Source organism: Nitratireductor sp. ATLC21, assembly GCF_057196525.1.
In genome coordinates this window covers 238,897-265,666 of sequence record NZ_JBXUOU010000004.1, presented here as the reverse complement: position 1 = coordinate 265,666, position 26,770 = coordinate 238,897, and the positions used below count along the sequence as shown (strand labels likewise).

27 protein-coding genes are annotated in these 26,770 nt (G+C 61.3%); 13 read left to right on the top strand and 14 right to left on the bottom strand.

The genetic code is table 11. The features are described from left to right. The first annotated feature begins 176 nt into the window (after positions 1–176). The 4 genes from ugpB to AC2CHD_RS19220 are packed head-to-tail and all read left to right on the top strand — an operon-like array spanning position 177 to position 4,383. On the top strand, positions 177–1,499 hold the full coding sequence (ugpB, locus tag AC2CHD_RS19235) for a sn-glycerol-3-phosphate ABC transporter substrate-binding protein UgpB (RefSeq protein WP_229450870.1): 1,323 nt from the start codon (positions 177–179) through the stop codon (positions 1,497–1,499). A 60-nt stretch (positions 1,500–1,559) separates the two neighbouring features. After that, positions 1,560–2,441: a sn-glycerol-3-phosphate ABC transporter permease UgpA gene (ugpA, locus tag AC2CHD_RS19230; RefSeq protein WP_484554937.1), complete on the top strand. Its 882-nt coding sequence runs from the start codon at positions 1,560–1,562 to the stop codon at positions 2,439–2,441. 12 nt (positions 2,442–2,453) lie between these two features. Next, positions 2,454–3,290: a sn-glycerol-3-phosphate ABC transporter permease UgpE gene (ugpE, locus tag AC2CHD_RS19225; RefSeq protein WP_484554936.1), complete on the top strand. Its 837-nt coding sequence runs from the start codon at positions 2,454–2,456 to the stop codon at positions 3,288–3,290. A 16-nt stretch (positions 3,291–3,306) separates the two neighbouring features. Next, entirely contained in the window at positions 3,307–4,383 is a 1,077-nt protein-coding gene (locus tag AC2CHD_RS19220) for a sn-glycerol-3-phosphate import ATP-binding protein UgpC (RefSeq protein WP_484554935.1), read from the top strand. Here AC2CHD_RS19220 and AC2CHD_RS19215 read toward each other — a convergent pair whose 3' ends face one another. From AC2CHD_RS19215 to AC2CHD_RS19195, 5 genes are read right to left on the bottom strand one after another with little or no spacing between them, the layout of a single operon-like run. Further along, positions 4,384–4,869: a hypothetical protein gene (locus AC2CHD_RS19215; RefSeq protein WP_484554934.1), complete on the bottom strand. Its 486-nt coding sequence runs from the start codon at positions 4,867–4,869 to the stop codon at positions 4,384–4,386. A 27-nt stretch (positions 4,870–4,896) separates the two neighbouring features. Beyond that, positions 4,897–5,955, bottom strand: a complete 1,059-nt coding sequence (locus tag AC2CHD_RS19210) for a D-TA family PLP-dependent enzyme (protein WP_484554933.1) — start codon at positions 5,953–5,955, stop codon at positions 4,897–4,899. Positions 5,956–5,959: 4 nt separating this feature from the next. Beyond that, positions 5,960–6,871 (bottom strand): MurR/RpiR family transcriptional regulator, encoded by a 912-nt coding sequence (locus tag AC2CHD_RS19205; protein WP_229450864.1) that lies wholly within the window; start codon positions 6,869–6,871, stop codon positions 5,960–5,962. Positions 6,872–6,873: 2 nt separating this feature from the next. Then, on the bottom strand, positions 6,874–7,941 hold the full coding sequence (locus tag AC2CHD_RS19200; protein WP_484554932.1) for an ABC transporter ATP-binding protein: 1,068 nt from the start codon (positions 7,939–7,941) through the stop codon (positions 6,874–6,876). A gap of 10 nt (positions 7,942–7,951) precedes the next feature. Continuing rightward, a complete protein-coding gene (locus tag AC2CHD_RS19195; protein ID WP_484554931.1) occupies positions 7,952–8,710 on the bottom strand; it encodes an SDR family NAD(P)-dependent oxidoreductase in 759 nt (252 codons plus the stop codon). Between the two features lie 316 nt (positions 8,711–9,026). Here AC2CHD_RS19195 and AC2CHD_RS19190 point away from each other — a divergent pair, with 316 nt between their 5' ends. The 5 genes from AC2CHD_RS19190 to AC2CHD_RS19170 all read left to right on the top strand — a co-directional run bounded on the left by AC2CHD_RS19190 (position 9,027) and on the right by AC2CHD_RS19170 (position 13,934). Continuing rightward, on the top strand, positions 9,027–10,259 hold the full coding sequence (locus AC2CHD_RS19190) for an ABC transporter substrate-binding protein (protein ID WP_484554930.1): 1,233 nt from the start codon (positions 9,027–9,029) through the stop codon (positions 10,257–10,259). 84 nt (positions 10,260–10,343) lie between these two features. Then, on the top strand, positions 10,344–11,219 hold the full coding sequence (locus AC2CHD_RS19185) for a carbohydrate ABC transporter permease (RefSeq protein ID WP_065818001.1): 876 nt from the start codon (positions 10,344–10,346) through the stop codon (positions 11,217–11,219). Beyond that, a complete protein-coding gene (locus AC2CHD_RS19180) occupies positions 11,216–12,040 on the top strand; it encodes a carbohydrate ABC transporter permease (protein ID WP_007007193.1) in 825 nt (274 codons plus the stop codon). Before AC2CHD_RS19185 ends, AC2CHD_RS19180 begins: the two co-directional genes overlap by 4 nt. A gap of 25 nt (positions 12,041–12,065) precedes the next feature. Continuing rightward, on the top strand, positions 12,066–12,431 hold the full coding sequence (locus tag AC2CHD_RS19175; protein WP_484554929.1) for a RidA family protein: 366 nt from the start codon (positions 12,066–12,068) through the stop codon (positions 12,429–12,431). A 24-nt stretch (positions 12,432–12,455) separates the two neighbouring features. Beyond that, entirely contained in the window at positions 12,456–13,934 is a 1,479-nt protein-coding gene (locus AC2CHD_RS19170) for a M81 family metallopeptidase (RefSeq protein WP_484554928.1), read from the top strand. 22 nt (positions 13,935–13,956) lie between these two features. Here the strand turns inward: AC2CHD_RS19170 and AC2CHD_RS19165 are convergent, their stop codons facing one another. The 4 genes from AC2CHD_RS19165 to AC2CHD_RS19150 all read right to left on the bottom strand — a co-directional run bounded on the left by AC2CHD_RS19165 (position 13,957) and on the right by AC2CHD_RS19150 (position 16,702). Next, positions 13,957–14,421 (bottom strand): Rrf2 family transcriptional regulator, encoded by a 465-nt coding sequence (locus AC2CHD_RS19165; RefSeq protein WP_484554927.1) that lies wholly within the window; start codon positions 14,419–14,421, stop codon positions 13,957–13,959. Between the two features lie 4 nt (positions 14,422–14,425). Then, positions 14,426–14,887 carry a group III truncated hemoglobin gene (locus AC2CHD_RS19160; protein ID WP_484554926.1) on the bottom strand — a complete coding sequence of 154 codons (462 nt, stop codon included), beginning with the start codon at positions 14,885–14,887 and terminating at the stop codon, positions 14,426–14,428. A 369-nt stretch (positions 14,888–15,256) separates the two neighbouring features. Beyond that, positions 15,257–15,520 (bottom strand): hypothetical protein, encoded by a 264-nt coding sequence (locus tag AC2CHD_RS19155; protein WP_484554925.1) that lies wholly within the window; start codon positions 15,518–15,520, stop codon positions 15,257–15,259. Positions 15,521–15,853: 333 nt separating this feature from the next. After that, the gene (locus AC2CHD_RS19150) at positions 15,854–16,702 is read right to left on the bottom strand and encodes a GntR family transcriptional regulator (protein WP_229450854.1); all 849 of its coding nucleotides are present in this window, start codon (positions 16,700–16,702) and stop codon (positions 15,854–15,856) included. 168 nt (positions 16,703–16,870) lie between these two features. On the opposite strand from AC2CHD_RS19150, the gene fahA reads away from it, so the two are divergent. From fahA to AC2CHD_RS19130, 4 genes are read left to right on the top strand one after another with little or no spacing between them, the layout of a single operon-like run. Further along, positions 16,871–18,196, top strand: coding sequence for a fumarylacetoacetase (gene fahA, locus AC2CHD_RS19145; protein ID WP_484554924.1), 1,326 nt, complete (start codon positions 16,871–16,873; stop codon positions 18,194–18,196). Positions 18,197–18,215: 19 nt separating this feature from the next. Further along, the gene (locus AC2CHD_RS19140) at positions 18,216–19,244 is read left to right on the top strand and encodes an ABC transporter substrate-binding protein (protein WP_484554923.1); all 1,029 of its coding nucleotides are present in this window, start codon (positions 18,216–18,218) and stop codon (positions 19,242–19,244) included. Next, complete coding sequence (locus AC2CHD_RS19135; RefSeq protein WP_484554922.1) at positions 19,244–20,062, top strand: ABC transporter ATP-binding protein; 819 nt, start codon at positions 19,244–19,246, stop codon at positions 20,060–20,062. The genes AC2CHD_RS19140 and AC2CHD_RS19135 overlap by 1 nt, the downstream gene beginning before the upstream one ends. Continuing rightward, the gene (locus tag AC2CHD_RS19130; RefSeq protein ID WP_484554921.1) at positions 20,055–20,888 is read left to right on the top strand and encodes an ABC transporter permease; all 834 of its coding nucleotides are present in this window, start codon (positions 20,055–20,057) and stop codon (positions 20,886–20,888) included. The genes AC2CHD_RS19135 and AC2CHD_RS19130 overlap by 8 nt, the downstream gene beginning before the upstream one ends. A 117-nt stretch (positions 20,889–21,005) precedes the next feature. Here AC2CHD_RS19130 and uxuA read toward each other — a convergent pair whose 3' ends face one another. The 5 genes from uxuA to AC2CHD_RS19105 are packed head-to-tail and all read right to left on the bottom strand — an operon-like array spanning position 21,006 to position 26,762. Continuing rightward, a complete protein-coding gene (gene uxuA / locus AC2CHD_RS19125; RefSeq protein WP_484554920.1) occupies positions 21,006–22,166 on the bottom strand; it encodes a mannonate dehydratase in 1,161 nt (386 codons plus the stop codon). Further along, positions 22,163–23,623 (bottom strand): mannitol dehydrogenase family protein, encoded by a 1,461-nt coding sequence (locus AC2CHD_RS19120; protein WP_484554919.1) that lies wholly within the window; start codon positions 23,621–23,623, stop codon positions 22,163–22,165. The genes uxuA and AC2CHD_RS19120 overlap by 4 nt, the downstream gene beginning before the upstream one ends. A gap of 6 nt (positions 23,624–23,629) precedes the next feature. Then, a complete protein-coding gene (locus tag AC2CHD_RS19115) occupies positions 23,630–24,691 on the bottom strand; it encodes an ABC transporter ATP-binding protein (protein WP_484554918.1) in 1,062 nt (353 codons plus the stop codon). A gap of 2 nt (positions 24,692–24,693) precedes the next feature. Continuing rightward, entirely contained in the window at positions 24,694–25,935 is a 1,242-nt protein-coding gene (locus AC2CHD_RS19110) for an AGE family epimerase/isomerase (RefSeq protein ID WP_484554917.1), read from the bottom strand. Beyond that, positions 25,932–26,762, bottom strand: coding sequence for a carbohydrate ABC transporter permease (locus AC2CHD_RS19105; protein WP_484554966.1), 831 nt, complete (start codon positions 26,760–26,762; stop codon positions 25,932–25,934). Before AC2CHD_RS19105 ends, AC2CHD_RS19110 begins: the two co-directional genes overlap by 4 nt. Positions 26,763–26,770: the final 8 nt, after the last annotated feature.

Below are 26,770 nucleotides of genomic sequence, written 5' to 3'. Positions count from 1 at the left end.
CTTGTATAGGATGGCGAGAGGCTAGGCCAATCGCGTGAGCGCTGTGCTGTAGTATGAAATTTCTATACTGGAAAAGGTATGGACAATGTATTCTACAGATGCTGTCATCCAACGGTAACACAAGCCGACCAAGAGAGACCGGTTAACCGGCGATCGACGCTACAGGGAGAGACACAATGAGATTTCGCGCAATGCTTTCCGCAGCCACGGCTCTGACCGTGGCGCTTCCGGCCATGGTCGGCGCCGCACAGGCGCAGACCCAGGTCCAGTTCTGGCATGCCTTCACCGGCCGTCTCGGTGAACTGCTGGAAAAACAGGTCTCCGATTTCAATGCCAGCCAGGAAGATTATGAGGTCGTTGCCACCCTCAAGGGAAATTACTCCGAAGCTCTGAACGCCGGCATCGCCGCCTTTCGTGCTGGCGAACAGCCGCACATTCTGCAGGTTTTCGAGGTTGGCACCGCCACAATGATGGCGGCCAAGGGCGCCATCAAGCCGGTCTATGAAGTGATGGCGGAGGCTGAAGCCGAGTTTGATCCGAACGCCTATCTCGCGCCGGTCGCGGGCTATTACACCAATACGGACGGCGAAATGCTGTCCTTACCATACAACTCCTCCACGCCCGTTCTCTACATCAACAAGAAGGCGCTTGAGGAGGCCGGTCTTGACCCCGAGGCGAAGCCTGCCACCTGGCCGGAAGTCGAGGAACTGCTCGTCAAGCTCAAGGAAGCCGGTTCTGCATGCCCGCTGACGACGGCATGGCAGTCCTGGATTCATCTCGAGAATCTCAGCGCCTACCACAATGTGCCGTTTGCCACGCAAGCCAACGGCTTTGCCGGCACCGACACCGAACTCGCCTTCAATGGCGATCTGCAGGTGCAGCACATCGACAAGATGGGCGAATGGGCCAAGGAAGGCCTCTTCAGCTATTCGGGCCGGCGCAATGAGGGCGGTGCGCGCTTCCGCTCGGGCGAGTGCGCCATGTTCACCGAATCGTCAGCCGGCTATGCCGGTGTGAAGGCCGAGGCCGACTTCCCCTTCACCGTGACAAACCTGCCTTACTGGCCGGATGCGGAAGGCGCGCCCTACAACACGATCATCGGCGGTGCTTCGCTGTGGGTCATGTCGGGCCACGAGGCCGAGGAATATGCCGGTGTTGCCGCATTCCTCAACTATCTCTCCAGCGCTGAGGTGCAGGCCCAGTGGCACCAGGACACCGGTTATCTGCCGATCACCACCGCCGCCTATGACCTGACCAAGGAGCAGGGTTTCTACGAAGAAAACCCGGGCACCGACATTGCCATTCTGCAGATGACGGGCAAGGCTCCGACGGAAAACTCCAAGGGCATCCGTCTTGGCAATTTCGACCAGATCCGCGCCATCATCGACGAGGAACTGGAAGCCGTCTGGCAGGGCCAGAAGGACGCCAAGACAGCGCTCGACGAAGCCGTGAACCGCGGCAACGAGCTGCTGCGCCGCTTCGAGCAGTCGACGCGATAAGTCTGTGAAACCTGCGGGGCCGGCAGAAATCTTGCCGGCCCTGGCATTCTTGGTTTGCCCATGGAAAAGCGCGTCACCTTCGATAACCGTTTGCTGCCCTATCTGCTGCTCGCGCCGCAGCTCGCAGTGACGATTGTTTTTTTCTTCTGGCCGGCCGGTCAGGCCCTTTACCAGTCGCTGCTTCTGCCCGATCCGTTCGGTCTCGGCGCGCGCTTTGTCTGGTTTTCGAATTTCGAATATCTCTTCAACGACCGGTACTATCTTCAGTCCTTCGTCACCACCGCCGTCTTCACCTTCTTCGTGACGCTGGTCTCCATGTCGGTCGCGCTGCTCTTTGCCGTGATGGCCGATCAGGTCATCAAGGGGGCGGGGGCATACAAGACACTGCTCATATGGCCCTATGCCGTGGCCCCTGCCGTTGCCGGCGTGATGTGGCTCTTCATGTTCCAGCCCTCCATCGGCGTGATCGCCTTTTACATGAAGGCGATGGGCATCGACTGGAACCCCGTTCTCAATGGCGGTCAGGCGATGACGCTGGTCATTCTCGCCGCCGCATGGAAGCAGATCAGCTACAATTTCCTGTTTTTCCTGGCCGGCCTTCAGGCGATCCCCAAAAGCCTGATCGAGGCGGCGGCGATCGATGGCGCGGGCAAATGGCACCGCTTCCGCACCATCATCTTCCCGCTTTTATCGCCCACCACTTTCTTCCTGCTCGTGGTCAACATCGTCTACGCCTTTTTCGAGACCTTCGGCATCATTCACACCATGACGGCCGGCGGGCCCGGCCAGTCCACCACCATCCTCGTCTACAAAGTCTATTCCGACGGATTCGTCGGGCAGGATCTCGGCTCCTCCGCCGCCCAGTCCGTCATCCTGATGGTTGTCGTGGGCATTCTCACCGTCATCCAGTTCCGCTTCATCGAGCGGCGTGTGCACTATTGAGGAGGGCGGAGCGTGGTTGAAAAACAGGGCTTTGGCACGATCTTGATGCATGCGGTGCTGATCATCGGCATCGCCATTGTCTGCTTCCCAATCTACCTCACCTTTGTCGGCTCGACGCTGACGCATTTCGAGATCATCCGCCCGCCCATGCCGCTGGTGCCGGGGCCGCATTTCATCGAAAATTACAGCGAAGCGCTCACTTCCGGCATCACCGCGCCGGTGGGGCGCATGCTGTTCAATTCCTTCGTCATGGCCATGGGCATCGCCATCGGCAAGATCGCCATTTCGATCCTGTCGGCCTATGCGATCGTCTATTTCCGTTTTCCGTTTCGCATGTTCGCCTTCTGGGCCATCTTCATGACGCTGATGCTGCCGGTCGAGGTGCGCATCGTGCCGACCTATGAGGTCGTGGCTTCGCTTGGCATGCTCAATTCCTACACCGGCCTTATCCTGCCGCTGATCGCTTCCGCCACAGCCACATTCCTGTTCCGCCAGTTTTTCATGACCGTGCCGGATGAGCTGGTGGAGGCTGCCCGCGTCGATGGCGCCGGGCCGCTGCGCTTTTTCAAGGACATTCTCCTGCCGCTCTCGGTGACCAACATCGCGGCGCTGTTCGTGATCCTGTTCATTTACGGTTGGAACCAGTTCCTCTGGCCGCTTCTGATCACGACCAAGCCGGAAATGAACACCATCGTCATGGGGCTGAAACAGATGATGCCGACCGCCGATGACTACGGCAACTGGCCCGTGACCATGGCCGCCGCAACGCTGGCCGTTCTGCCGCCGGTGGCGGTGGTGATCTTCATGCAGCGCCTTTTCGTCAAAGGCCTTGTCGAGACAGAGAAATAGAAGGACCGAAATCGGCATGGCGACGATTTCCATACGCGACGTTCGCAAATCCTACGGCAAGACCGAGGTCATCCATGGCGTCAGCCTGGATGTGGCCGATGGCGAATTCATCGTCATTGTCGGCCCGTCCGGCTGCGGCAAGTCCACACTCCTGCGCATGGTGGCCGGTCTTGAGCGCATCACCGCCGGCACGATGGAAATCGGCGGGCGGGTGGTCAACGATCTGGAGCCGCGCGAGCGCGACATCGCCATGGTGTTCCAGAACTATGCGCTCTATCCGCATATGTCGGTCTTCGACAACATGGCCTATGGTCTGAAGATCGCCGGCAAGACGAAGGACGAGATCCGCCAGCGGGTCGATCAGGCCGCCGCCATGCTGCAGCTCGAACCCTATCTCGACCGCAAGCCGCGCGCGCTTTCCGGCGGCCAGCGCCAGCGTGTCGCCATGGGCCGCGCGCTCGTGCGCAACCCGGCCGTCTTCCTGTTCGACGAGCCGCTGTCAAACCTCGATGCCAAGCTGCGTGTGCAGATGCGACTTGAGATCAAGCAGATGCAGCGCTCCGTCGGCACCACCGCGCTTTACGTGACGCATGATCAGGTGGAGGCGATGACGCTCGCCGACCGGCTCGTGGTCATGAATGCCGGCATCGCCGAGCAGATCGACACGCCGATGGCCGTCTATGAACGCCCCGCGACACGCTTCGTTGCGGGCTTTATCGGATCCCCGGCGATGAACATCCTGAAGGGAAGCGTTTCGGGCTCCGACTTCGTGCTGGAAGGAGGCGGAAAACTCGCGCTCGACACGAAGCCGGCCGAGACCGGCCGGCCGCTGCTCTTCGGCGTGCGTCCCGAGCACCTGCAGATTGCCACAGCGAAAGAGGCGACGCTCAATCTTTCCGTCACGGCGGTGGAGACGCTTGGAGCCGACACACTGGCCCATGGCGCGCTGTCAGGTGCCAATGGTGCCGGCGGTGAGCTGATCGCCCGGCTTCCCGGCAGCGCAAAGGTCGCGCCCGGCGACACACTGCCGCTCACCGTTCAGGAGAACATGACCCATCTCTTCGATGCCGAGACGGGCCGGCGCGTTGAATGATCAGCCACCCAGTGGGTGCGGCATGTAACCGACAAAGCCGGTGATCTTCCAGCGCCCGTCGATCCTGGCGCAGAAATAGAGCGTCTGCCAATTCAACCGGTCGACGCTTCCATCGGCCTTCGCCACATTGCCATTGAATTTCTTGTGCAGCACCGCGCGGTCGCCATCGATGTCGATGTCGCGCATGTTCGTCACGCGGAAGAGCGCATCGCGCAGCGGCTCGGCAAACTCCGTTGCCGCTGTTTCCCTGCCCTGCCGCAGCCATTCGTCGCGGTAGGTTTTCACATCGGGAAACTGAAGCCGCCAGGAATCCGCGTCGCTGAGGAAATGCGCATGCATGCCGAAGAACCGGTCCTCGGCAAAATCTCCTTCCACCATCGACCAGTCCTGCGAAAGGAACGCGTCGATGTCGCGCCGCACCAGCATTTCCCAGAGATAGTGACGGTCGGCATCGCCTTCAGGGAAGGGGTTCTTGTCGTAGGTCATATGCTTGTTCCTCGGAATGACTGGTTCTCAGGTCAGGCGGCCGCGGGCGGCAACGGCAAGTGTTTCGGTGACCCTGTCGCCCTCAACGAGGTTCACCGCGTCGTAAAGGTTCGACACCGGGCAGACATGATTGGGAATGATGCGCAGCTTCTCGCCGATCTCAGGTTTCGTCGCACATTTCGAAAGGTCCACAATACCATGCTCCTCGCTGAGCGAGGCGATTACCGCATCGGGATACTCCACGATGTGCCCGTGGCCGGGCACGGGTGCGGTGTCGGCAGCGAGTGCCTTGGAGCCGGTATCGATGATTGCGCGGTGTTCGGTCGGCCGGCTCACCACCGTGGCCAGCACGGTGAACGCGCAGTCTTCCAGCGTGCCATGACCGAAAGCCACCTGCATGCGGTCGCAATAGATATAGGTGCCGGGCCTGTGTTCGGTGGCGCTGGTGATCTTCTGGGCCTGGTAAAAATCGGGCGATCCGCCATTGGAAACCGTGTTCACCGCCAGCCCGCTCTCCTTGAGCGCGGCGATGGCATCCGCCAGCCAGCGTTCCACTGCCTCGGGCTCGCCGCGCGGCGGATAGGTCATCAGCCCTTCGAAGCGCAGCCCCGGTGCTGGATCGATCTGTTTCGCCAGCGAAACGACTTCTTCCACCGTTTGCACGCCGCAACGGCCCATGCCCGTATCGCATTCTACGAGCACGGGGAGAGGATGGTCGGGATCGGTGAAATGCCCGGCATAGCCGGCAATCGTCACCGCGCTGTCCGCCGTCACCGAAAGCGTCACGCGCTTGTGCAGGGCAAGAAGCCGGTCGAGCTTGGCCGTGCCGAGAATGTTGTAGGGAATGAAGATGTCGGTCAGCCCCGCATCGGCCATCACTTCGGCCTCGCCCACCTTCTGGCAGGTGATGCCTGCCGCCCCCATCTCGCACTGCATTTTTGCGAACAGGGGTAGTTTGTGGGTCTTGATGTGCGGGCGCAGTTTCAGCCCGTGCGTGTCCGCGTGGGCCTGCGCGCGGGCAAGGTTTGCGCGAACTTTCGCAAGGTCGATCACCACGGCAGGTGTTTCAAGGTCGAGAATGCGCAAGGCATCAGTCTCCGATGGGAAGGTTGGGGTTCTTGATGTTCTGGCTCGCCAGGCTGTGGCGCACCCGCCTGAGCGGCTCCAGCACCTTGGTGCCAAGCGTGAGTGCGGTCGCCATGGCGATCATGTCCACCGCGGCGAGCAGCGTGTAGCGCATGGAAGACGGCTTGTAGAGATTGCCGTCCTCCTTGAAGGTGAGAGGCAGGATATCGTCGCCGGCAGCGGCCAGCGGCGAGTTTGGGGTGGTCACCACAAAGGCGCGCGCGCCATATTGCCGGGCGATCGTCACCGCATCCATCACCGAGGCGGCCTGTCCGGAAACGGAGAAGCCGATCACCACAGCCTTGGGCTCCAGCACGGAAGCGCTCATGCGCTGGAGCTGCGGGTCCGTGTGCGCGGTCACGTGCAGCCCAAGGCGGAAGAGCCTGTTCTGCAGTTCCACCGCCGCAAAGGAAGAGCTGCCGCCCGTGCCATAGACAAGGATCTGGCTTGCCCGGCTGATCTGCCTGGCCATGGGCTCCAGATCGATGTCTGCAAGCGCCATCGTCATGAGATCAAGGGCTGCATGGGCACCGGAGGCAACCTTTGCCACCACCTGGCCGGAGAGCGGCAGTTCCTCCACCGGTGCGCTCGGCTCGCGCAGATAGGCGCCACCAATGGCGAGCGCCTGCGCCAGATGAAACCGCATTTCCCGCGTACCGGGAAAGCCGAGTGCGCGTGCCAGCCGCGTGATGGTCGGCTCGCTCACGCCTGCGCGCTCGGCGATCTGCGCGATCGGCGCGTGGGCGGCAAATTGCGGATCGGCCAGAATGCTCTCCACCAGGCGGATTTCCGCGCCGCGCCCGCGCTCAAGGCGATCCTGCAACCGGGCGATGATATCGACCGTGCGTTCGCTGTCGTCGGGCACGCGTTCGTCCATGATCAGTGTGGCTCCAGCCTTTGTCCGCCGTCGCGGTCGAAGATGTGCACATGCTCGACCGGCACGGAAAGCGCAAGCGTCTCGCCCGGTTTCGGCAATTCCCTGTCGCGCAGCACGACACGCACATCCTCTCCGGCAATCGTGCCGAACACATGGATCTCCGGACCGGTCGGCTCCACCACCTCGACCTGAAGTTTCAGCGGCCCTTGCGGGTCCCTTTGATAGGATTCGGGGCGAATGCCAACGGTCACGGTTTCATGGCCGAACCCCTGCGCAACGGGGAGGCTCGTCCCATCCTGAAGCACCGCCACGGGTGTCGCGCCCACCATGCCCGTTTCAGCTTGCAAAAAGCTCATCGCCGGCGAGCCGATGAAGCCGGCAACGAAGGTGTTGGCGGGCCGGTCGTAGAGTTCCAGCGGTGTGCCCACCTGCTCGATGTTGCCGCCATTCATGACAACAATCCGGTCGGCCATGGTCATGGCCTCTATCTGGTCATGCGTCACATAGACGATGGTCGTGCCAAGCTTCTGGTGTAGCGCCTTTATCTCGGTGCGCATCTGAATGCGGAGCTTCGCGTCGAGGTTCGACAGCGGCTCGTCGAAGAGAAACACTTTCGGATCGCGCACGATGGCCCGGCCCATGGCGACACGCTGGCGCTGGCCGCCGGAAAGCTGGCCCGGCTTGCGGTCGAGATAGGCGCCAAGATTGAGGATTTCAGCCGCTTTCTCGATGCGCTGTTCGGTCTCGTCCTTCGGCTCGCCGCGCACGCGCGGTCCGAAGCTGATGTTTTCCCGAACGCTCATATGCGGAAAGAGCGCATAGGACTGGAACACCATGGAGGTGTCGCGCTTCTGGGGAGGAATATCATTGGCGCGCGCGCCACCGATGAAAAGGTCCCCGCCGCTGATCGGCTCCAGCCCAGCGATCATGCGCAACAATGTGGATTTTCCGCATCCGGATGGCCCGACCAGGACCACGAACTCGCCATCGTCAATCGCCAGCGAGAGTTTCTCGATCACGGTCAGCGAACCGTAGCGCTTGGAAATGTCCTTCAGTTGCAATTCTGCCATGAAGCGCTCCTCAGCCGGCTATCTGTTCGAGAAAGGGCAGGTTGCCGGCAGAAATCCCGGCATCCACGGGAAGCACCGTGCCGGTGATGCCGCTTGCAAGCGGTGAGGCGAGAAAGGCGGCGGCACGCGCCACTTCGGCGGGCTCGACCATGCGCCCCAGCGGATAGAGCTGACGCACCTTTGCCAAGATGCCCGGATCGCGCTCGATGCGGTGGTCCCATGCCATGGTGCGCACTGAGCCCGGTGTGATCGCGTTGGCGCGTATGCCATGCCGGCCTTCCTCCGTGGCGATGGCGCGCATCCAGGCGATCAGCCCTGCCTTGGCCGCCGCATAAGCGGGGTTGCCATAATGCGAAAGCGCGTTGATGGAGGAAATGAACACGAACGCTGTGCCGTTCTCCCGGTTGCGCATGGCGGGCAGAAAGGCCTGCGAAAGCCGCGCTGCGCTGCGCAGGTTCAGGTCCAACTCGTGAGAGAGCGCCTTGGGCGTCACGTCATCCAGAGTTTCGGCGCGCGTCCAGCCGGCGTTGGAGATCACGGCATCCGGAACGCCCCCGTCGCAGATGCGCCTTGCCGCCGCTTCAACCGCACCATCGTCCAAAAGGTCAAAGCGCTGTGCTTCCCCAACCCCGTCAAACGACAGGTCGGCCTCCTCCAGATCGCAAGCGACCACAAACGCGCCAAACCCCGAAAGGACGTCCACCATGGCCCGGCCGATGCCCCCGGCCGCACCCGTTACCACGATCCTGTGATCCTTCAGATCGATCATTGCGCTCCCGTTCTTCCCCTCATGTCGTCCGGTTTTCAGAAGTCTCCCCGGTTACCAGCAGTTTCACTGTCTTTTTTCGGGTCTGTTCCGGGCTGTGTGACACCGTCCCCATTGGGACTGTCAGCAAAGATTTGCCGATAAATCGTAATTTAGCAACATGAATGTGTGATTTCACTTGCGTATTTCTATTTTCTGTAAAAAAATTACACAAAAGATCGCCATCCGCGCCGGGCGGCGATCCCAAGAAACAGTGCAGGCGCAAATGCCCTTTGCCGGGCATGCATCAGAAACCCGAGAGAGGAACAGGGAGTTACCAATGAACAGCACCGCATTGAAAGCCACCGTCGCCGGTGTCGCGCTTCTATCCATGGCTGGGTGGGCGCAGGCCGAGACCGTGCGCGTCACCGTGGCTGAATACAGCTCCAAGACCGGCCCCTATTTCGAAGAGGCCGCCAAGGCGTTCGAGGAGGCCAATCCCGGCTCCGATATCCAGATCGAGGTGGTGCCGTGGGATGTGCTTCTGCAGAAGCTGACCACCGACATATCCGGCGGCGCCAATGCCGATCTGTCGATCATCGGCACGCGCTGGCTGATCGACTTCGTCGAGCAGGGCATTGCCGCGCCGCTGGACGATTACATGACGCAGGATTTCAAGGACCGGTTCTTCCCGGTGTTTCTTGAGCCCTCCGTGATGCAGGACAAGACCTATGGTCTGCCCATCGCCGCATCGGCCCGCGCCATGTATTACAACAAGGCCCTGTTCGAGCAGGCCGGCATCACCGAGGTTCCCGACACCTGGGACGAGCTTGCAGAAGCGGCCAAGAAGATAGGTGCGCTGGGCGACGACATTGCCGGCTTCGGCCTTCAGGGCAAGGAGATCGAGACCGACGTCTATTTCTACTACGCCTTCTGGGCTTATGGCGGCCAGCTTGTTGAGGAAGACGGCACATCCGGCCTCGACACGGATGCCGGCTACAAGGCGGCCGAGATGTACAAATCGCTGATCGATTCCGGCGCGACACAGCCCGGCGTTACCTCCTATAACCGCGAGGATGTGCAGAACCTGTTCAAGCAGGGCAAGGTCGGCATGATGATCACCGCGCCGTTCCTTTCAAACCAGATCAAGGAAGAGGCGCCGGATCTCGAATATGGCGTTGCCGCCATTCCGGCGGGACCGGATGGAGAGCGCGGCACCTATGGCGTGACCGATTCCATCATCATGTTTGAAAATTCCCAGAACAAGGATCTGGCCTGGAAATTCCTCGATCAGCTCTTCACCACCGAGTGGCGCGCGAAGTTCACCTCGGGTGAAGGCTTCCTGCCGGTTAATCCGGAGGTCGCGGCGCAGCCCGCCTTTGCTGACAATGCGGATCTGAAGGCGTTCACGGCGCTTCTGCCGGACGCCCGCTTCGCGCCCGTCATCGCCGGCTGGGAGGAGATCGCCGCCACCACGTCGGATGCGGTGCAGACCATCTATCTCGGCAATGGCGAACCCAAGGCCACGCTCGACGCTGCCGCTGAAGAGATCAACGGCATCCTCGGGCAATAGCAGATCCATTGAAAATGGCATGCGCGGTTGTGGCCGCGCATGCCGCTTCTGTCCGCTTGAAATCCTGCGAAAACTGACGGGACCATGATCCGCTCGCCCCTGACAAATCCCTATCTGTTGATCCTGCCGGGGTTTCTTCTCGCCGCGTTCATCATCCTGTGGCCGCTTTATCAGCTCGGCACGATTTCGCTCAACGACGTCAACCGCTTCGGCCAGCTGCGCGGGCTCAACGGCGTCGAAAACTATGTCGCCGTCTTCACCGATCCGGATTTTCTGGGCGCGCTGTGGCGCACCTTCATCTGGACCGGCGGCATCGTCTTCGGAACGCTCATCGTCTCCGTGCCTGTTGCCATGATCCTCAACGAGGATTTTTATGGCCGCTCGCTTGCACGCGTCATCGTCATGCTGCCCTGGGCCGTGTCGCTCACCATGACAGCCATCGTCTGGCGCTGGGCGCTGAATGGCGAGAGCGGCATGCTCAATTCGGGCCTGCAGAACATCGGTCTGATCGATCAGAACATCCAGTGGCTCGCCCGCGCCTCCACCGCCTTCCCGGTGCAGATCATGATCGGCATTCTGGTCACGATCCCGTTCACGACGACCATCTTTCTCGGCGGTCTCTCGTCCATTCCCGACGATCTCTACGAGGCTGCCAAGCTTGAAGGTGCATCGCGCTGGCAGACCTTTCGCGAGATCACCCTGCCGCTGATGAAGCCGTTTTTGAACATCTCGATCGTGCTCAACATGATCTATGTGTTCAACTCGTTTCCGATCATCTGGGCGACCACGCAGGGCGGGCCGGCCAATTCCACCGACATCCTCGTCACCTATCTCTACAAGCTCGGTTTCCGCTTCGGCAAACTGGGCGAGGCGTCCGCCCTGTCGGTGATGATGTTCGCGCTGCTTCTGGCCTTCACCATCCTCTATGTCGCGCTCGCCATGCGCAGGGAGCGGACATGAACCCCAAGCTGAAGAAATCGCTGCTCTACTGGGCGCTGCTGTCACCGCTCATCGTGCTGATCCTGTTTCCGTTTGCCGTGATGTTCATCACCGCCATCAAGCCGGCCAATGAGGTGCTGTCGCCCACCTGGTGGCCGCGTGAGGCGGCATGGCGCAATTTCATCGACATGTGGGCCGTCACCAATTTCGGCACGGCGCTGTGGAATTCGATCTATGTCTCGGTGCTGTCGACCGTTCTGGCGCTCGCGGTCTCCATTCCAGCGGCTTACGCCATGAGCCGTTTCCGCTTCAGGGGGCAGGGCTTTTTCCGCCAGTTCCTGCTCGTCACGCAGATGCTCTCGCCCATCGTGCTTGTCATCGGCCTGTTCCGGCTGGTGGTGTGGCTCGGCCTGCTCGACAATGTGAACTCCATCGTCTTCGTCTATGGCGCGTTCAACGTCGCTTTCACCGTGTGGATGCTGCAGAGCTATTTCTCGACCATCCCGAAAGATCTTGAGGAAGCCGCGTGGATCGAGGGCGCGAGCCCGGCCAAGGCGCTGGTGATGGTGTTCCTGCCGCTCGCCCTTCCTGCGATGACGGTGACTGCCATCTTCTCCTTCATCAATGCGTGGAACGAATTCGTCATTGCGCTCACCATGCTGCGGCGTCAGGAAAGCTACACGCTGCCGATCCAGATTTTCTCTCTGGTCGCCGGCCGCTATACGGTCGAGTGGCATCACGTCATGGCGGCAACCTTTGTCGCCACGATCCCCGTCGCCGTCATCTTTGCCTGGCTACAGCGCTATCTCGTGCGTGGTTTGGCCATCGGCGCGGTGAAATAGAGCAACCCGAAAACGGAGTTTATCAATGACCAAACAGTGCTTCGGCACCTCCCATGTGCCGCTCTCCCCCGCCGTGCGCGCCGGCGATTTCGTCTACATCTCCGGTCAGGTTCCGGTGGGCGCCGATGGCGTTGTCGTCAAGGGTGGCATCACCGAGCAGACCGTGCAGGTGATGGAAAACGTCAAGGCGGCATTGGCGCTTGCCGGTTGCACGCTGGACGATGTGGTCAAGACAACCGTCTGGGTGGAAGACGCCCGCGATTTCGGCCCGTTCAATGCGGTCTATGGCAAATATTTCCCGAAAGACCCGCCCGCGCGCACCACGGTTGAATCGCGGCTGATGCTCGACATCAAGATTGAGGTCGAGGCCGTCGCCTACAAGCCGCTCTGATCCACAAAGCCGGGACATCAACGCATGCGTGTCTTCACCGCCTCCTTCGCCACCGAAACCAACACCTTCTCACCGATCCCCACGGATCGGCGTGATTTCGAGATGGCGTTTTATGCGGGGCCGGGGAAGCATCCCGAGACTCCAACGCTCTGCTCGGCGCCCATCCCCGTGTTGCGGCGGCGGGCGCGGGAGGAAGGGTTCACCCTGATCGAGGGCACTGCCACGTGGGCTGAGCCGGGTGGCTATGTGCGGCTCGATGTCTATGAGGCGCTGCGCGACGAGATTCTGGATCAGCTTCGCGCCGCCATGCCGGTGGACTGCGTGGTGCTTGGTCTCCACGGTGCGATGGTCGCGCGCGGGCTTGATGATTGCGAGGGCGATCTTCTTGCCCGTGTGCGCACGATCGTCGGGCCAAACGTCATTGTGGCAGCAGAGCTCGACCCGCACAGCCATTTGACGGCGAAGCGCGTGGCGGCAGCCGACATTCTGGCGTCTTTCCTGGAATTCCCCCATACGGATTTTCTGGAGCGCGCCGAGCATGTGGTGGATCTGGCGCTGCGCGCCACGCGCGGCGAAATCCGCCCGGTCATCTCCACCTTCGACTGCCGTATGATCGACGTCTTCCCGACGAGCCGAGATCCCATGCGCTCTTTCGTGGACCGCATAAAGGCACTACAGGGCAGGGAAGGGGTTCTCTCCGTCTCGCTCATCCACGGCTTCATGGCCGGAGACGTGCCGGAAATGGGCACGCAGGTCATGGTCATCACCGACAATGAACCGGAGAATGGCTCAGCGCTTGCCGAAAAACTCGGCCAGGAGGTGCGCGCCATGCGCGGCAAGACCGCCATGGAAAGCCTTTCTGCTGCCGATGCCATAGCCCGGGCAAAAGCCGGGGGCATCGGCGGCAAGCCGGTCGTCATCGCCGACATGTGGGACAATCCCGGCGGCGGCACGGCGGGAGACAACACCGCCCTTCTGCATATTCTCGCCAAAAGCGGCATCACCCGCGCCGGCGTTGCCACCATATGGGATCCGCAGGCCGTCGGCTTCGCGCATGGTGCGGGCGAGGGCACCATTCTCGATATGCGCATTGGCGGCAAGGCAAACGCCGCCAGCGGCACGCCATTCGACGGCGCATTCGAGATCCGCAAGCTGGCTGAGGAAGGCTGGCAGACATTCGGCACCAGCCGCGTCACGCTTGGCCCCGCCGCGGTGGTGCGGCTTGTGGGCACCGAGATCGACATCGTGCTCAACACCAACCGCACCCAGACCTTCGAGCCCGACATTTTTTCCAATCTCGGCGTCGATCCGCTCGAAAAGCAGTTGCTGCTGATCAAGTCGACCAACCATTTCCACGCGGGCTTTGCTCCCATTGCCGAGGAAATCATCTATGCAGTCGTGGAGGGCTGCTACCCGAACAACCCAAAAACCGCCGGCTACAAAAAGCTCGCGCGTTCGATCTGGCCTATCGATGAGGATGCGTTTGACGAACGTGCGGGATAGAACAGGGCAAGGGGCGCCGTTCTCAAGCTGATGTCACGGCATCAGAGGCTTCCATCTCGACACCGAGCAAGCCCGCAAGGGATTGCCGATTGGTCACAAGATCAGCCAGTGTGTAGCGATCGAACACGGCGAGATAGGCATCCAGCGCCTCGGCGACGATGCCTTTGAGCCGGCAGGCCGGCGTCAGCACGCAGGCGCTTTCTCCTGCGCCCATGCACTCGACAAGGGTGAGGCTTTCCTCCATGCCGCGAACAATGCCCCCTAGCTCGATGTTTTCGGGTACCTCCGCCAGCATGATCCCCCCTGCGCGTCCGCGCAGTGTCGTGACCGCGCCAAGTTGTGCGAGCCTGCGGGCGACCTTCAGCAGATGATTGTGCGAAAGCCCATAGGCTTCGGCCACATCACTCACGGTGCAGGGTGCCTCAGGCCGCACTGCCAGAAAGATCAGCATTCGCAGCGCATAGTCGGTGTGGAGTGTCATGCGCATCGCGTCACTCCCGCGACCGGGCGCGGGCCGCATCAGGCCCAAGCGCAGCAGGCAGGCGAAAGAACATGGCAAGCTTCAGGCTTTTGGCTATGCGCTCTGCCCGTTCCAAGAACGTCGCTGCAACCGCCGGCGCGCAAAGCTCCTCAACGGTTTCACGAAACAGCCCCAGCCAGATATCGAAGTCAGCTTCCACAACCGTTTTCAGTTTGAGATGCGCCGGCACCGGCCTGCCGTGATAGCTTCCGTCCTTGAGGATAACGGCGCACCAGAAATCGGTCATCTTCTCCAGATGGGGCTCCCAGTCATCCTTGATTTCGCCGGCAAAAATGGGCCCCAGCCGCGCGTCGCTTCGAACACGCGTATAGAACGTTCGCACCAGTCGCCCGATGAACTCCCTGTCTACGGCAGGGTCCTCAAGAGCTTTCTCTGGTTGAGGTTTTGGCCGGGCGATGAAGGTGCCGCTCATGGAACTCTCCAAAACTGGTATATTATATGCCAGTTTATCATGCCCGCGTGTCCGCACAACAGACGCGATGCCGCAGGCTCAAGTCTGGAATCAAGTTCTCACGGGGATGTTATCTGGGCTTTGAGCCGGAACCAGCGCTCGCACACAATGATCACCAGGGATGCGGCCGCACACAGTGGCGCCGAGATAGGGATATCACAGCGGACGTTCTCAAATAAGCGCGGCAAATCCTGCCCTGAACGGCGGTATCCGCTCCCCGTATCGGCGCATCAACTATCAGTTCCGCCTGTCGCGGTGAAACCATAAGTCAGCGCCTGGATCGCGCCGAATGAGATGGCGCTCACCAACCCTTCTGCGGGGGGTATTGAGCTATTCCGTACCCCGTTGCCAGATCGGCATGCCGAGGGCAATTGCCGCGCAGGCAAAGCCGATATGTGCCGGCGCGCCCTCCTGCCGGTATTTGGCGACCGTCGTTCTGGATATCTGCAAGGTTCTGGCTGCATGCCGTTCGCTGAAATTGACGTGCTTCAGCCATGCGCAGAACTCTTCCGCCGGCATGGCGGCGCGCCGGGGTTTATTGGCTGTCTTTTCAGTAAGCTGCCGTTCCGGATCGTCAAAAGCGAGAGTGTCCACCCGTTCCCCACCGCCAAAAAGCTTGCACTGTGAATGCCGCGTGCAAGTTGCAATAAACTACGCTGGATTGCATTATGCAACCTGGAGATATCGATTTCCCACAACCGAAGCGTTTGCTTGGACGCGACAAAAGGGGCAGTGCCCCCGATACTCCGGACGGGCCACTGATGCCCGCCCCCCGGGACCATGACTATCCGCTCGACGGGCCCCTACACAACCCCTCTGGTGAAAACTGTGCGGACAGGCAACTGGAATGCGCCGAAGCAGAATTCAGGCTGCAAGAGCAATGAAATCCCACACCGGGGCTTTTTTTTTCTTGGCGCGACTGATCCTTCAGAGCAGCTTGTAGAACTTTTCGAACGCCAGATAGGTTGATTTCACATGCTGGCGCGCAATCAGCTCGGCTTCCGCTGGATCTCGAACTGCGATCGCATCGGCGATCGCCTCGTGCTGCTGTTGGAAAAGCGCGGCCTCTTCGCGAGAGACGAATTGCGCGAAACGGTGGGCGAAATAGTACTGCATGTTTTTTCTGATCGCACTCACCAGGCGTTCGTTGCCTGACGCAGCGAAAATCAGCCCGTGCAGCTCCCGGTTCGATGTCAGACGGTCCGAGATATTGTCGAAATCGAGTTCTGAACGGGCGGTGGTTGCAGCCACGATCGATGCGACCTCTTCTTCGCTTGCGCGAATGGCAGCCTGCGCGGTGGCAAAACCTTCCAGCGCCATGCGCACCTCGTAAGATTCCCGAATCTGGACGAGATCGAGCTTACGCACTTCCCAGCCACGCTTGCGCCGCGAGAGGAGGCCATCGGCAGAAAGCCGCTGCATAGCTTCGCGCACCGGAGTGCGGCTGACGGCAAGCGCGTCCCCGATCTCGGCTTCGATCAGAGGTGTGCCGGTAGCAAGGGCACCGGTGCGAATTGCAATTCGCAGCATCTCGTAAACGATGTCGACAAAGGGGATAGCTTGTGCGGCAATTTTCGCCGGGTCTTCTGATTGCGTTTTTTCATGCCGCAACTCCTCGGCAAGTCGCCAGAAATCACCGCCTGCGATAACGCGCTCTTCCAGGTGCTGCAACCAGGAGGGCGATGCCTGGCTGGCAGGTGTCATGCGGTCGCGCGGCAGCGGTCCGTCGATGACCCAGGCTTCGTTTTTGCAATGCTGTTCTCGAGACTTGCTCATACGGCTCAAACTGCTCCCTAACCGCGCGCGGAATCCGGTCTGCCACGTCGGAATGAATATTCCACAAACCGATTGGCCTTCAAACTCATATTTGCATCCCTTGACGTATCCTAATTTGGATGCTTCTTTGTATACAAACTTTGTAACTATTTATCGGCGCAACAATCAATGACAATCTGGATGCTCGACGAAACACATGATCCCCAAACGGAAAGCTGGGTTTCCAGCGCCAATCGGGTGTCCTGTGATTTCGCACTGCAGAACCTGCCCTATGGCGTTGCTGCGGCGGGCGATGCGGCCAAGCCGGTGATCGTCGTTGCCATTGGCGATCAGGCGCTCAATCTCTCGGCCTGCGCCCAGGAAGGGCTGCTTGATCAGCTTTTTGGCGCAGACGCACGCAGCATTCTGTGTCGTGACGATCTGAACGCGCTGATGGCGTGCTCGCCTGCGGAATGGCGCGCGCTGCGTCTGTGGCTGCATCGCGCCCTGCGTGCCGGCTCCGAGATGCAGTCGAGCATCGAGGGTTTCCTTCTGCCGATTGAAAGCCTTGAGATGTGCATACCGGCGCGGATCGGCGACTACACGGATTTCTACTGCTCGGTCGAGCACGCCACCAATGTTGGCAGGCTGTTTCGGCCGGACAATCCATTGCTTCCGAACTTCAAGAGCCTGCCGGTCGGCTATCATGGACGCGCGTCGTCCATCGTTGTTTCGAACTCACCGGTGCGCCGCCCCAACGGTCAGATCCGCGTGGATGGCGACATCGTGTTCGCACCGAGCCGTATGCTCGATTACGAGCTGGAGCTGGGCGCGTTCATCGGCGGCGGCAAAAATGACACCAGCGTGCACCGTTTGCCAGAAGCGCGCGAACGGCTGTTTGGCGTGTGCCTCGTCAATGACTGGAGCGCGCGCGACATTCAGGCATGGGAATACCAGCCGCTTGGACCGTTCCTCTCCAAGAGCTTTGCAACGACCATCTCGCCCTGGGTGGTGACGATGGATGCGCTGGCTCCTTTCCGGGTGGCCGCGCGCGAGAGGCTGGCCGACGATCCGGCGCTGCTCGACTATCTCGCCGATCAGGACGAGGCCGGAGGCGGCGCTCTGACCATCGATCTGGCCGTGCGTCTTGAAAGCGCGGCGATGCGGGAGCGCGGCGATGCCCCGCTCACCGTGACACGCACCAATGCGGCGGGGCTCTACTGGACCTTCGCGCAGATGATCACGCACCACATGTCCAATGGCTGTCCGGTACTGCCGGGCGATCTGATCGCCAGCGGGACGATCTCCGGTGAAACGCCGGGATCGCAGGGCTGCCTGCTCGAGCTGACGCGCCGCGGCGCGGAGCCGCTCGAACTCGGCAATGGAGAGAGCCGCAGCTTTCTGCAGGACGGGGATGAAATCGTACTCGAAGGCCGATGCGAACGGGAGGGTTTCCGGGCAATTGGCTTTGGCGAGTGCCGTGGAGCCGTGCTCCCGGCATCTGACTGGTCGTAGGCAAAACAGGGAGGACCGAATGTTTAACGACTGCAAGACAATGGCACAGAAGGCATCGCGCTGGATGCGCCACATGGGCGTGGCGGCTGCAGCGCTCGCAATCACAGGCGGGGTCGCCATGGCCCAGGAGCTGAAGCAGGTCACGGTGGTTCTGCCGGGCTCTTCCGCGATGGCCTGGTATCCGATGATCGTCGCGCAGCAGCGCGGGTTCTTCAAGGAAGAAGGCCTTGAAGTCACGATCAAGAGCCTGGATGGATCGGGCGCCGTTCTTCAGGCTATGGAAGCCGGCCGTGCCGAGTTCGGCGCGCCTGGACCGGGCCCGGTGCTCAATGCCGTTGCGCGCGGCGCTGACGTAAAATTCTTCTACAATCTGTTCTCGCGCGGCCTGTTCGTGCTCGCCGGTGACCGCAATGACGGTATCGACAGCGCAGAAGGTCTGCGTGGCAAGCAGATCGGCGTCTCCACGGCCGATGGCGCGGAAGTGTCCTTTGCCCGAAGCGCGCTTGCATCCGTAGGCGTGCAGCCGGACGAATACAAGTTCGTGACCATCGGCCAGGAAGGCATGGCTGTAACGGCGTTTGATCGCGACACGATCCACGCTTTTGCGGCATCCTTCACCGGTATCGCGGTGCTGAAGGACCGTGGCGTCGACGTGGTCGACCTCACGCCTGAGGGGCTCGACCTGTTCGGCAATGGTCTGGCTGTTCGTGGCGAGATCTACCGTGACAACCCGGAGATGGTGGCCGGCTTCGCCAAGGCGATCCACAAGGCAACCAAATGGGGCATGGAGAACCCGGAAGGCGTTCTCGAAGATGGCGAAACCTACAATCCGCAGGAAGTGGAACGTCGTGAATATGCGCGTGCTCTTCTCGACACCGTGAACCAGCAATATGCGCCGATTGGCGACAACACGCTCGGCTATCTGCCGGAGAGCGGCTGGAATGCATGGCACAAGAGCCTGCTCGAAACGGGCGAGCTTGATGCAGCGATCGAGGATCTGTCAGTCGTCTACACCAACGAGTTCGTCGAAAACCTGGAGGCCAAGTGATGCATGATGTGCGGTCGGACGGGGACGCGATCCTTCGTCTTGATAATGTGAACAAGCATTACCGCCGCGCACGATCAGGCCAGGCTGACATCATCCACGCCGCCAAGGATGTGTCGTTTGAGCTGGAGAGGGGCCAAATGGCCTCTCTCGTCGGCGCGAGTGGGTGTGGCAAGTCGACTGTTCTGAAGATGATCGCCGGCCTGATCCCGCCGACGGGCGGAGAAATCACGCTCAGAGGCGAGGCTCTGACCGGGCCGAATGAGCATATCGGCATCATGTTCCAGCAGCCCACGCTTCTGCCGTGGCGCAGCGTGATGGAAAACGTGCTGCTTCCCATCGAAATCCGCGAGGGGCGAAAAGCAGCGAACGCTGCGCGCGAACGCGCTACGCAGCTTCTCGAGATGGCGGGGCTTGCCGAATTTGCCAATGCGGTGCCATCGGAGCTTTCCGGCGGCATGGCGCAGCGCGCGGCCATTTGCCGGATGCTGGTGACACAGCCGGAAATCCTGCTCCTGGACGAACCGTTCGGCGCGCTCGATGAATTTACACGTGAGCAGATGAATGTGGAGTTCGAGCGGATCTGTCGTTCGCGCGAGGCCACGGCCATCATCGTTACGCACTCCATCCAGGAAGCGATCTTCCTGGCGGATTCCGTCTTCGTGATGTCGCCGCGACCGGGCCGGATCGTCAAGCGCATCGACATCGATCTGCCGCGTCCGCGTACGCCCGACATGATCACCGGCAACCGCTTCAACGAATATGTCCGCGAAATTCACGACCTGCTGTTCGGAAGCGGAGAGGGGGCCAGCCATGACTGACAAGCAAACTGTCGATCCCGAGGTGCTGATCGCGCTTGCCGAAAACGAGCGCAAGACGCTGATCGAGCGCACGCCGCAATGGCTGCTCGTGCTGCTGTTCGGTGCGGCCGTTGTCACTGTGTGGCATCTGGCTGTCACCTATAGCGGCATCTCGCAGCTGGTTCTGCCGGGGCCCTATCAGGTACTGCAGGATCTCATCTTCACGCTCAACAACCTGTTCACTGGCGGTTATGTGGCCCATGCTACATGGATCACGCTGGTCGAGGTTGTCTTCGGCTTCCTGCTGGCTTCGGCCATCGGTCTCACGCTCGGCATGATCATCGGCGCGACCACGTTCGGCCGCAAGGCAATCATGCCCTATGTGGTGGCGATCAACACCATGCCGAAGGTCGCCTTCGCGCCGCTGTTCGTCGCGTGGTTCGGCTTTGGCATCGAATCGAAGATCATGATGGCCGCGTTCATCTCGTTCTTCCCCGTGACGATCAACACGGCGGCGGGTCTGGCGGCAACCGACAGCAACATGTCGATGCTGTTCAAGTCTCTTGAGGCAAACCGCTGGCAGACGCTCATCAAGCTGCAGATGCCCTATGCGACGCCCTACATCTTCGCCGGCCTCAAGCTGGCGGCCGTGTGGAGCGTAATCGGCGTTGTCGTCGGCGAATATATGGGCGGCGGCGAAGGCCTGGGTGAACTGGTCCGTGTCGCGGCAAGCCAGCTGCGCGTTGGCCGTGTTTTCGCACAGATCCTGCTGCTCAGCCTGATGGGGCTCTCGGTGTTCGGCTTCGTGACACTGCTCGAGCGCTATTTCGTGCGCTGGAGGCGCTAGGGTTTTTACGTCAGGTTTCGGTTCCTGAGACCGCCCGCATCCGTTCTATCGTGGATGCGGGTGGTTCTTATTTGTAGAGAATCCGTAGCGGGCTTGCGGCGCGGGAAGCCATCGGTGTCACGTACGCACGTACTCAAGTGTCCGCATCACGCCGCGCAGTTCGGCCAGCCCTTTCAGCCTGCCGATACCCGAATAGCCCGGGTTCACCCGTTTGCCGAGATCGTCCAGTATCGCGTGCCCATGGTCGGGGCGCATGGGTATCTGCCCGCCACGCCGCCTCTCTTCTTCCATCAGGGCAGCCACCACGGCGATCATGTCCGTGTCGCCTTCCAGATGCTCGGCCTCATGGAAAGAGCCGCATGGCTCCCGCTTCACGTTGCGCAGATGCGCGAAGTGAATATGGGGCCCGAGAGCTTTCGCCATGGCCGGAAGGTCGTTTGCCGGGTTCGCGCCGAGCGAGCCGGTGCAGAATGTCAGTCCGTTTGCCTCTGAGGGGACAGCCTCGAGCAATGCCTTCAGGTCGTCATGCGTGGAAACGATGCGCGGCAGGCCGAACAGAGGGAACGGTGGATCGTCGGGATGGATCGCCATCACCACGCCTTCCTCCTCCGCCACCGGTATGATCTCCCGGTGGAACTCTGCCAGGTTTTCGCGCAGGCCATCGGCCGAGATGTCGCGATAGGTATCCAGCATGCGCCGGAAGCTCTCGCGGTCGTAGACGAATTCGCGGGCCGGCACCCATTCGATGAGATTGCGCTCCAGCCGCGCCAGATCGCTTTCGCTCATCGTCTTCAGGCGCTCGCGCGCGGCCTCCACCCGCTTGGTCGGGTGGTCCGCCTCGGCGCCCGGACGCGCCAGGATAAAGACATCGTAGACACAGAACTCGACTGCATCGAAGCGCAGCGCCGTCCCGCCATGCGGCATCGGATAGTCGAGATCCGTGCGCGTCCAGTCGGTGATGGCCATGAAATTGTAGCAGATGGTGCGCACCCCGGCGCGGGCGACATTGCGGATCGAGGTCTTGTAATTGTCGATCAGGGCGCGAAAGTCGCCGCTGCGCGTTTTGACATGCTCATGCACGATCACACTTTCGACGACCGACCATTCAAGGCCGGCCTGTTCGATTTCGTGCCTGCGTTTGTCGATCTCGTCCTGCGGCCAGGCGCGGCCGTCATTGAGGTGGTGCAGGGCGGTGACAATGCCCGTCGCACCCGCCTGCCGCACATGGGCGAGCGTCACCGGATCGTCCGGGCCAAACCACCGCCAGGTCTCTTTCATTGGGGGATGTCTCCTCGAGCATATTGGGCAAGGGTCGCCGAAACGCCATGATCCGAGATGCGCTGACAGGCATCGAGGACGGCAGGCAGGTATCGGTCGACCCTGTCGAAACGGGCAGCCTGAAGAACGGCGGCGACAGTGTCAGCGGGACTGGTTGTGTTTGCGATGGCCGCTTTCAGCGCCTCATCCAGCGGATCGGTAAAGGCCGGCGGCTCGCCTCTATCGGCGAGTGCTGCAATCCAGAGTGCAACACCGGCGGAAAGATGCGGTGCATCTTCGCCCGCATCGAGCCGCTCCAGCAGCGGATTGATGAAGCGCTGCGGCAGTTTCTGCGAACCGTCATTGGCAATCTGCGCCGTGCGATGGCGCAGCGCCGGATTGGCGAAACGGTCTGCAAGCCGGGCCATGTATTCGTCCGGCTTCAGGCCGGCGTCGCCGGAAAGCGTCCGGGCAGATTCCCACCAGAGCCCCTTCACGAAACCATGGATAACCGGATCGGCAAAGGCATCCGCCACCGTCTCGTGCCCGAGCAGCTGTCCTGCATAGGCGATGGCCGAATGCGCGCCGTTCAGAAGCCGAAGCTTCATCTCCTCGAAAGGAGCGACATCGGCCACCATCTCGACGCCATGGCGTTCCCAGGCGGGCCTGCCCATCGGGAAATTGTCTTCCACCACCCATTGCATGAAGGGCTCTGTCACCACGGGCCATGCGTCTTCAACGCCGAGCGCCTGCGAAACCCGTTCGCGGTCGTCATCGGTGGTCGCCGGAACGATGCGGTCCACCATGCTCGAAGGGAAAGCAACATTCTGCTCGATGTAACGGCCCAGTTCGGGATCGCGCAGGGTCGCAAATTCGGTCACCAGCCCGTGTAGCGTTTTGCCGTTGGCGGGCAGGTTATCGCATGAAAGGACAGTAAAGGGAGGGATGCCGTCAGCCATTCTTCGGGCGAGGGCTTCTGTCAGAAAACCCAGTATGCCGGTCGGCCGGTCGGGGTTGGCAAGGTCCGCCGTCACTGTGCGATCCTGCACATCCAGCGTGCCGTCCGAATTCCGCGGATAGGCCTTCTCCGTCACGGTCAGCGTCACGATCCGCGTCTGCGGACTGCTCATCGCGGCAAGAACGGACTGCGGATCCTCCTGCGCCACCAGCACCTTCATCACGGACCCGATGACCTTCAGCGTTTCACTGGAACCATCACGCTGTGCAAGTGTGTAGAGACAGTCCTGCGGGGCGAGGGCGTCGCGCATGGCGGAACTGCGGAGGGAGACACCGACGATGCCCCAACTGGCATCTCCCTCCGCGAGACAGGCATCCACATAGGCGGCCTGGTGGGCGCGGTGAAACGCCCCGATGCCGATATGCACGATGCCCGCGAGCAATCCGGTTGGATCGTAGGCCGGACCCTGAATGGCGCCGGCCAGATGCGAAAGACTGGAGCGGTTAAGACGCTGCGCCATCACGGATCAGCCAAGCCTCTGGCTTGTCTCCGCGTCGAAGAGATGCGCCTTGGCCGCCTGCACACCAAGGCGCACTGTGTCGCCCGCGCGAATGTGGACGCGATCACGAAGCTGCGCCGAGACGATCTGCTCCCCCACGCGAACCTGAACGAGGGTTTCAGACCCTGTCGGCTCGACATTGGTCGCAACGGCCTCGAACCCTTCGCCATCAGCGGCCAGATGCAGATGTTCGGGGCGTATGCCGTAGATCACCTTGCCGGCGGCAGGTGGCGCGCCTTCAAGCGGCAGTTCCGCGCCGCTTTCAACACGGACGCTCTTGCCACCATTGGTAAGGAGGCCCGGCAGAAGGTTCATCGAAGGCGAGCCGATGAAGCTTGCCACAAAGGTGTTGTTCGGTCGGTCGTAAAGGTCCAGCGGCGCGCCCACCTGCTCCACGATGCCATCGCGCATCACGACGATGCGGTCGGCCATGGTCATGGCCTCGATCTGGTCATGCGTGACATAGACGGTGGTTGTCTTCAGGCGGGCATGAATGTCCTTGAGCTCGGCTCGCATCTGAACGCGCAGCTTCGCGTCGAGGTTGGAAAGCGGTTCGTCGAACAGAAAGACCTGCGGATTGCGCACGATGGCACGGCCCATGGCGACGCGCTGGCGCTGACCGCCGGAAAGCTGGCGCGGATACCGGTCGAGATAGTCCGACAGGCCGAGAATGCCGGCGGCCTCGCGGACCCGCTGATCGATCTCGTCTTTCGGGCGCTTGGCGAGCCTGAGCGAGAAGCCCATATTCTCGGCAATCGTCATGTGCGGATAGAGCGCATAGTTCTGGAACACCATCGCGATGTCGCGGTGCTTGGGTTCCACATCGTTGATCACACGCCCGCCAATGCTGATCGTGCCACCGGAAATGTCCTCAAGCCCGGCAATCATGCGCAGCAGGGTGGACTTGCCGCAGCCGGAAGGGCCGACCAGAACCACGAAGGCGCCATCCGGCACTTCGACGGTTACGCCCTTGATGGTTTCGAGCTGTCCGTAGAATTTGCGGACATCCTGGATGTCGACTGAAGCCATGGTTACCTCGAGGCGTAAGCGGTGTGTGACGTTGAAAGAGCCTCCGCAACGCGGATCGCGGCAAGAAGGCTCAGACCGGTGTGATATCCGGGGTCGAGATCGGGCGTGGCGGGCACATAGTCCGTCGGGCCATCCGCAGTGCGGGTCTGGTAGGCGATGGCCGGCGCACCGTGCCAGTAATGGTCGAAGAATGCGCTGTCCGCCTCTTGCCAGATGGCGAGGCTGTCGGCGCTGCCGGTAAGCTGGTGGCAGAGCGCGGCGGTGCGGATCGTTTCCGGCAGCGACCACCATGGCCGGTAGGGGCTTAGCTTTTCGCCGGAAGAAACCGAGACGGTGAGATGCAGCCCGCATTCGGCAAAGCTTGCCCGAAAGGACGCAATCAGGATGCGCTCCAGCGTGGCCACCAGCGCCGCGTTCCGGCGAACGGGCGCATGGTCCAGCGCAAAGCCTGCAAACTCGATGCCGTGGCCGACATTGCACTCATCGCCGCCCGGCACATTGCGCAGCAATCCGGTTTTCTCGTCCAGATGGTTCTCGATGACATGATCGATGAAACGCTGCGCATAGGCGGCGTGATCTGAAAGGCCGCAGCGTTCCAGCATGCCGGCAGCGCCGAGCAGAATCATGCGCGGTCCGAAATCGTCCGGTTCGCCGGCGAGCGCTTCGCCTCCCAAAGGCTTCTCCTCGCCCATCTGGAAGCGGCCATCCTCGATTGCCGCAATCACATCGGCGAGATAGCGCAGATGCCCGGGCAGTTCTTCAGGCGCATAGCGGGCGGCTGCCGCCACCAGTCCCTTGGCGGCGAAAGCGTCGGAATAGGTGAACACGTCTCCCGCCGGTTCCTGGGCAGTCACCGCGCCATCGCCGTCCGCGCGAACAGGGCGAAGCCCGGCATCGTAGCGGAAATAGACATGGCCATCGCGCGCCTGCAGTTCCTTGATGCGCGCGAAGAGCGAGCGCCCGGCATCATCGAGCCGCTGAGAAAGCGCCGCATCGCGCGTCTCGAAGAAAGCCGCATGGCTGACCAGCGCTTCCAGCCCACGCCCCTGAATCCAGCCATAGGTGTAGTCCGGCCCGCGCAGCCCGTCGGCCTCGCCATAATCGGCAAGCGTCAGGCTGTTGACCTTGGTGTTCAGGAAGCCCGCCCCAAGCAGGGGGCGATCCAGCATCCATCTGAGCGTGCCGGCATTTGCCGATGCATAGCGGTCGGCGGCCTCTGGAAAGAAGGCGTTCCCGGCGGTCATTCCTTCATCCCCGTGCTGGCCACGCCCTGCACGAAGTTGCGGCGCAGGATCACGAACAGGGTGATGGAAGGCACGAGCACGGCCGCAGACGCTGCACTCAACCGGCCGAGATCGACCGTGAATCCGGTCTGGAACAGAGCGAGGCCAACCTCAATCGTGTAGCTGTTGCGGGTCGTCGTCACGATCATCGGCCAGGCAAATGACGTCCATGCCTGGAAGAAGGCGAGAACGGCAAGCGCGCCGAGCGCGCCGCGCAAGAGCGGCAGGACGATCCTCCAGAAGATCCAGAACTCTCCCGCCCCGTCGATGCGCGCAGCCTCGAGCAGTTCGTCTGGAATGGAATGCATCACATTCTGGCGGATCAGAAAGATGCCGAAGCTCATCACCAGATAGCCAAGCAGCAGACCCCAGAGAGAATTGAGCACGCCCAGCGCCTGTGCCTGGAAATAAAGCGGGATCATATAGACCTCGAACGGCACGATGGCCGTGGCGAGGATCAGGATGAAGATGATGTTGAGCGAGCGAAACGGAAACTTGGCCAGCACATAGCCGGCGATTGCCGAGGTCATGACAATCGCCACCATGGAAAGGGTGGAGAAGGCGACGCTGTTGAAAATCCAGAGCGGCAGAGGCGTGTCCGCCAGCACCGAGCGGAAATTCTCCAGCGTCGGATCGGTGGGGATGATGCGTGGCGGCCAGGCGACGATCTCTTCAGGCGTCTTGAAGGCGTTCGAGACGAGAAACACCAGCGGCAGGATCATCAGGATCGAGAAGCAGAACAGGAACACATCGATGGCGAAGTCGATGAGCTTGCCCCGCGTCTTCATGCGTCCGC

Excerpts from the sequence above, each read along its gene's own strand:
- AC2CHD_RS19115 (WP_484554918.1), bottom strand. The coding sequence starts at position 24,691 with ATGGCTTCAGTCGACATCCAGGATGTCCGCAAATTCTACGGACAGCTC.
- AC2CHD_RS19140 (WP_484554923.1), top strand. The coding sequence starts at position 18,216 with ATGTTTAACGACTGCAAGACAATGGCACAGAAGGCATCGCGCTGGATG.
- fahA (WP_484554924.1), top strand. The coding sequence starts at position 16,871 with ATGACAATCTGGATGCTCGACGAAACACATGATCCCCAAACGGAAAGC.
- AC2CHD_RS19220 (WP_484554935.1), top strand. The coding sequence starts at position 3,307 with ATGGCGACGATTTCCATACGCGACGTTCGCAAATCCTACGGCAAGACC.
- AC2CHD_RS19205 (WP_229450864.1), bottom strand. The coding sequence starts at position 6,871 with ATGGACGAACGCGTGCCCGACGACAGCGAACGCACGGTCGATATCATC.
- AC2CHD_RS19150 (WP_229450854.1), bottom strand. The coding sequence starts at position 16,702 with ATGAGCAAGTCTCGAGAACAGCATTGCAAAAACGAAGCCTGGGTCATC.
- uxuA (WP_484554920.1), bottom strand. The coding sequence starts at position 22,166 with ATGAAAGAGACCTGGCGGTGGTTTGGCCCGGACGATCCGGTGACGCTC.
- AC2CHD_RS19185 (WP_065818001.1), top strand. The coding sequence starts at position 10,344 with ATGATCCGCTCGCCCCTGACAAATCCCTATCTGTTGATCCTGCCGGGG.
- ugpA (WP_484554937.1), top strand. The coding sequence starts at position 1,560 with ATGGAAAAGCGCGTCACCTTCGATAACCGTTTGCTGCCCTATCTGCTG.
- AC2CHD_RS19215 (WP_484554934.1), bottom strand. The coding sequence starts at position 4,869 with ATGACCTACGACAAGAACCCCTTCCCTGAAGGCGATGCCGACCGTCAC.
- ugpB (WP_229450870.1), top strand. The coding sequence starts at position 177 with ATGAGATTTCGCGCAATGCTTTCCGCAGCCACGGCTCTGACCGTGGCG.
- AC2CHD_RS19200 (WP_484554932.1), bottom strand. The coding sequence starts at position 7,941 with ATGGCAGAATTGCAACTGAAGGACATTTCCAAGCGCTACGGTTCGCTG.
- AC2CHD_RS19170 (WP_484554928.1), top strand. The coding sequence starts at position 12,456 with ATGCGTGTCTTCACCGCCTCCTTCGCCACCGAAACCAACACCTTCTCA.
- AC2CHD_RS19160 (WP_484554926.1), bottom strand. The coding sequence starts at position 14,887 with ATGAGCGGCACCTTCATCGCCCGGCCAAAACCTCAACCAGAGAAAGCT.
- AC2CHD_RS19190 (WP_484554930.1), top strand. The coding sequence starts at position 9,027 with ATGAACAGCACCGCATTGAAAGCCACCGTCGCCGGTGTCGCGCTTCTA.
- AC2CHD_RS19175 (WP_484554929.1), top strand. The coding sequence starts at position 12,066 with ATGACCAAACAGTGCTTCGGCACCTCCCATGTGCCGCTCTCCCCCGCC.
- AC2CHD_RS19165 (WP_484554927.1), bottom strand. The coding sequence starts at position 14,421 with ATGCGCATGACACTCCACACCGACTATGCGCTGCGAATGCTGATCTTT.
- AC2CHD_RS19105 (WP_484554966.1), bottom strand. The coding sequence starts at position 26,762 with ATGAAGACGCGGGGCAAGCTCATCGACTTCGCCATCGATGTGTTCCTG.
- AC2CHD_RS19120 (WP_484554919.1), bottom strand. The coding sequence starts at position 23,623 with ATGGCGCAGCGTCTTAACCGCTCCAGTCTTTCGCATCTGGCCGGCGCC.
- AC2CHD_RS19180 (WP_007007193.1), top strand. The coding sequence starts at position 11,216 with ATGAACCCCAAGCTGAAGAAATCGCTGCTCTACTGGGCGCTGCTGTCA.
- AC2CHD_RS19110 (WP_484554917.1), bottom strand. The coding sequence starts at position 25,935 with ATGACCGCCGGGAACGCCTTCTTTCCAGAGGCCGCCGACCGCTATGCA.
- AC2CHD_RS19195 (WP_484554931.1), bottom strand. The coding sequence starts at position 8,710 with ATGATCGATCTGAAGGATCACAGGATCGTGGTAACGGGTGCGGCCGGG.
- AC2CHD_RS19130 (WP_484554921.1), top strand. The coding sequence starts at position 20,055 with ATGACTGACAAGCAAACTGTCGATCCCGAGGTGCTGATCGCGCTTGCC.
- AC2CHD_RS19135 (WP_484554922.1), top strand. The coding sequence starts at position 19,244 with ATGCATGATGTGCGGTCGGACGGGGACGCGATCCTTCGTCTTGATAAT.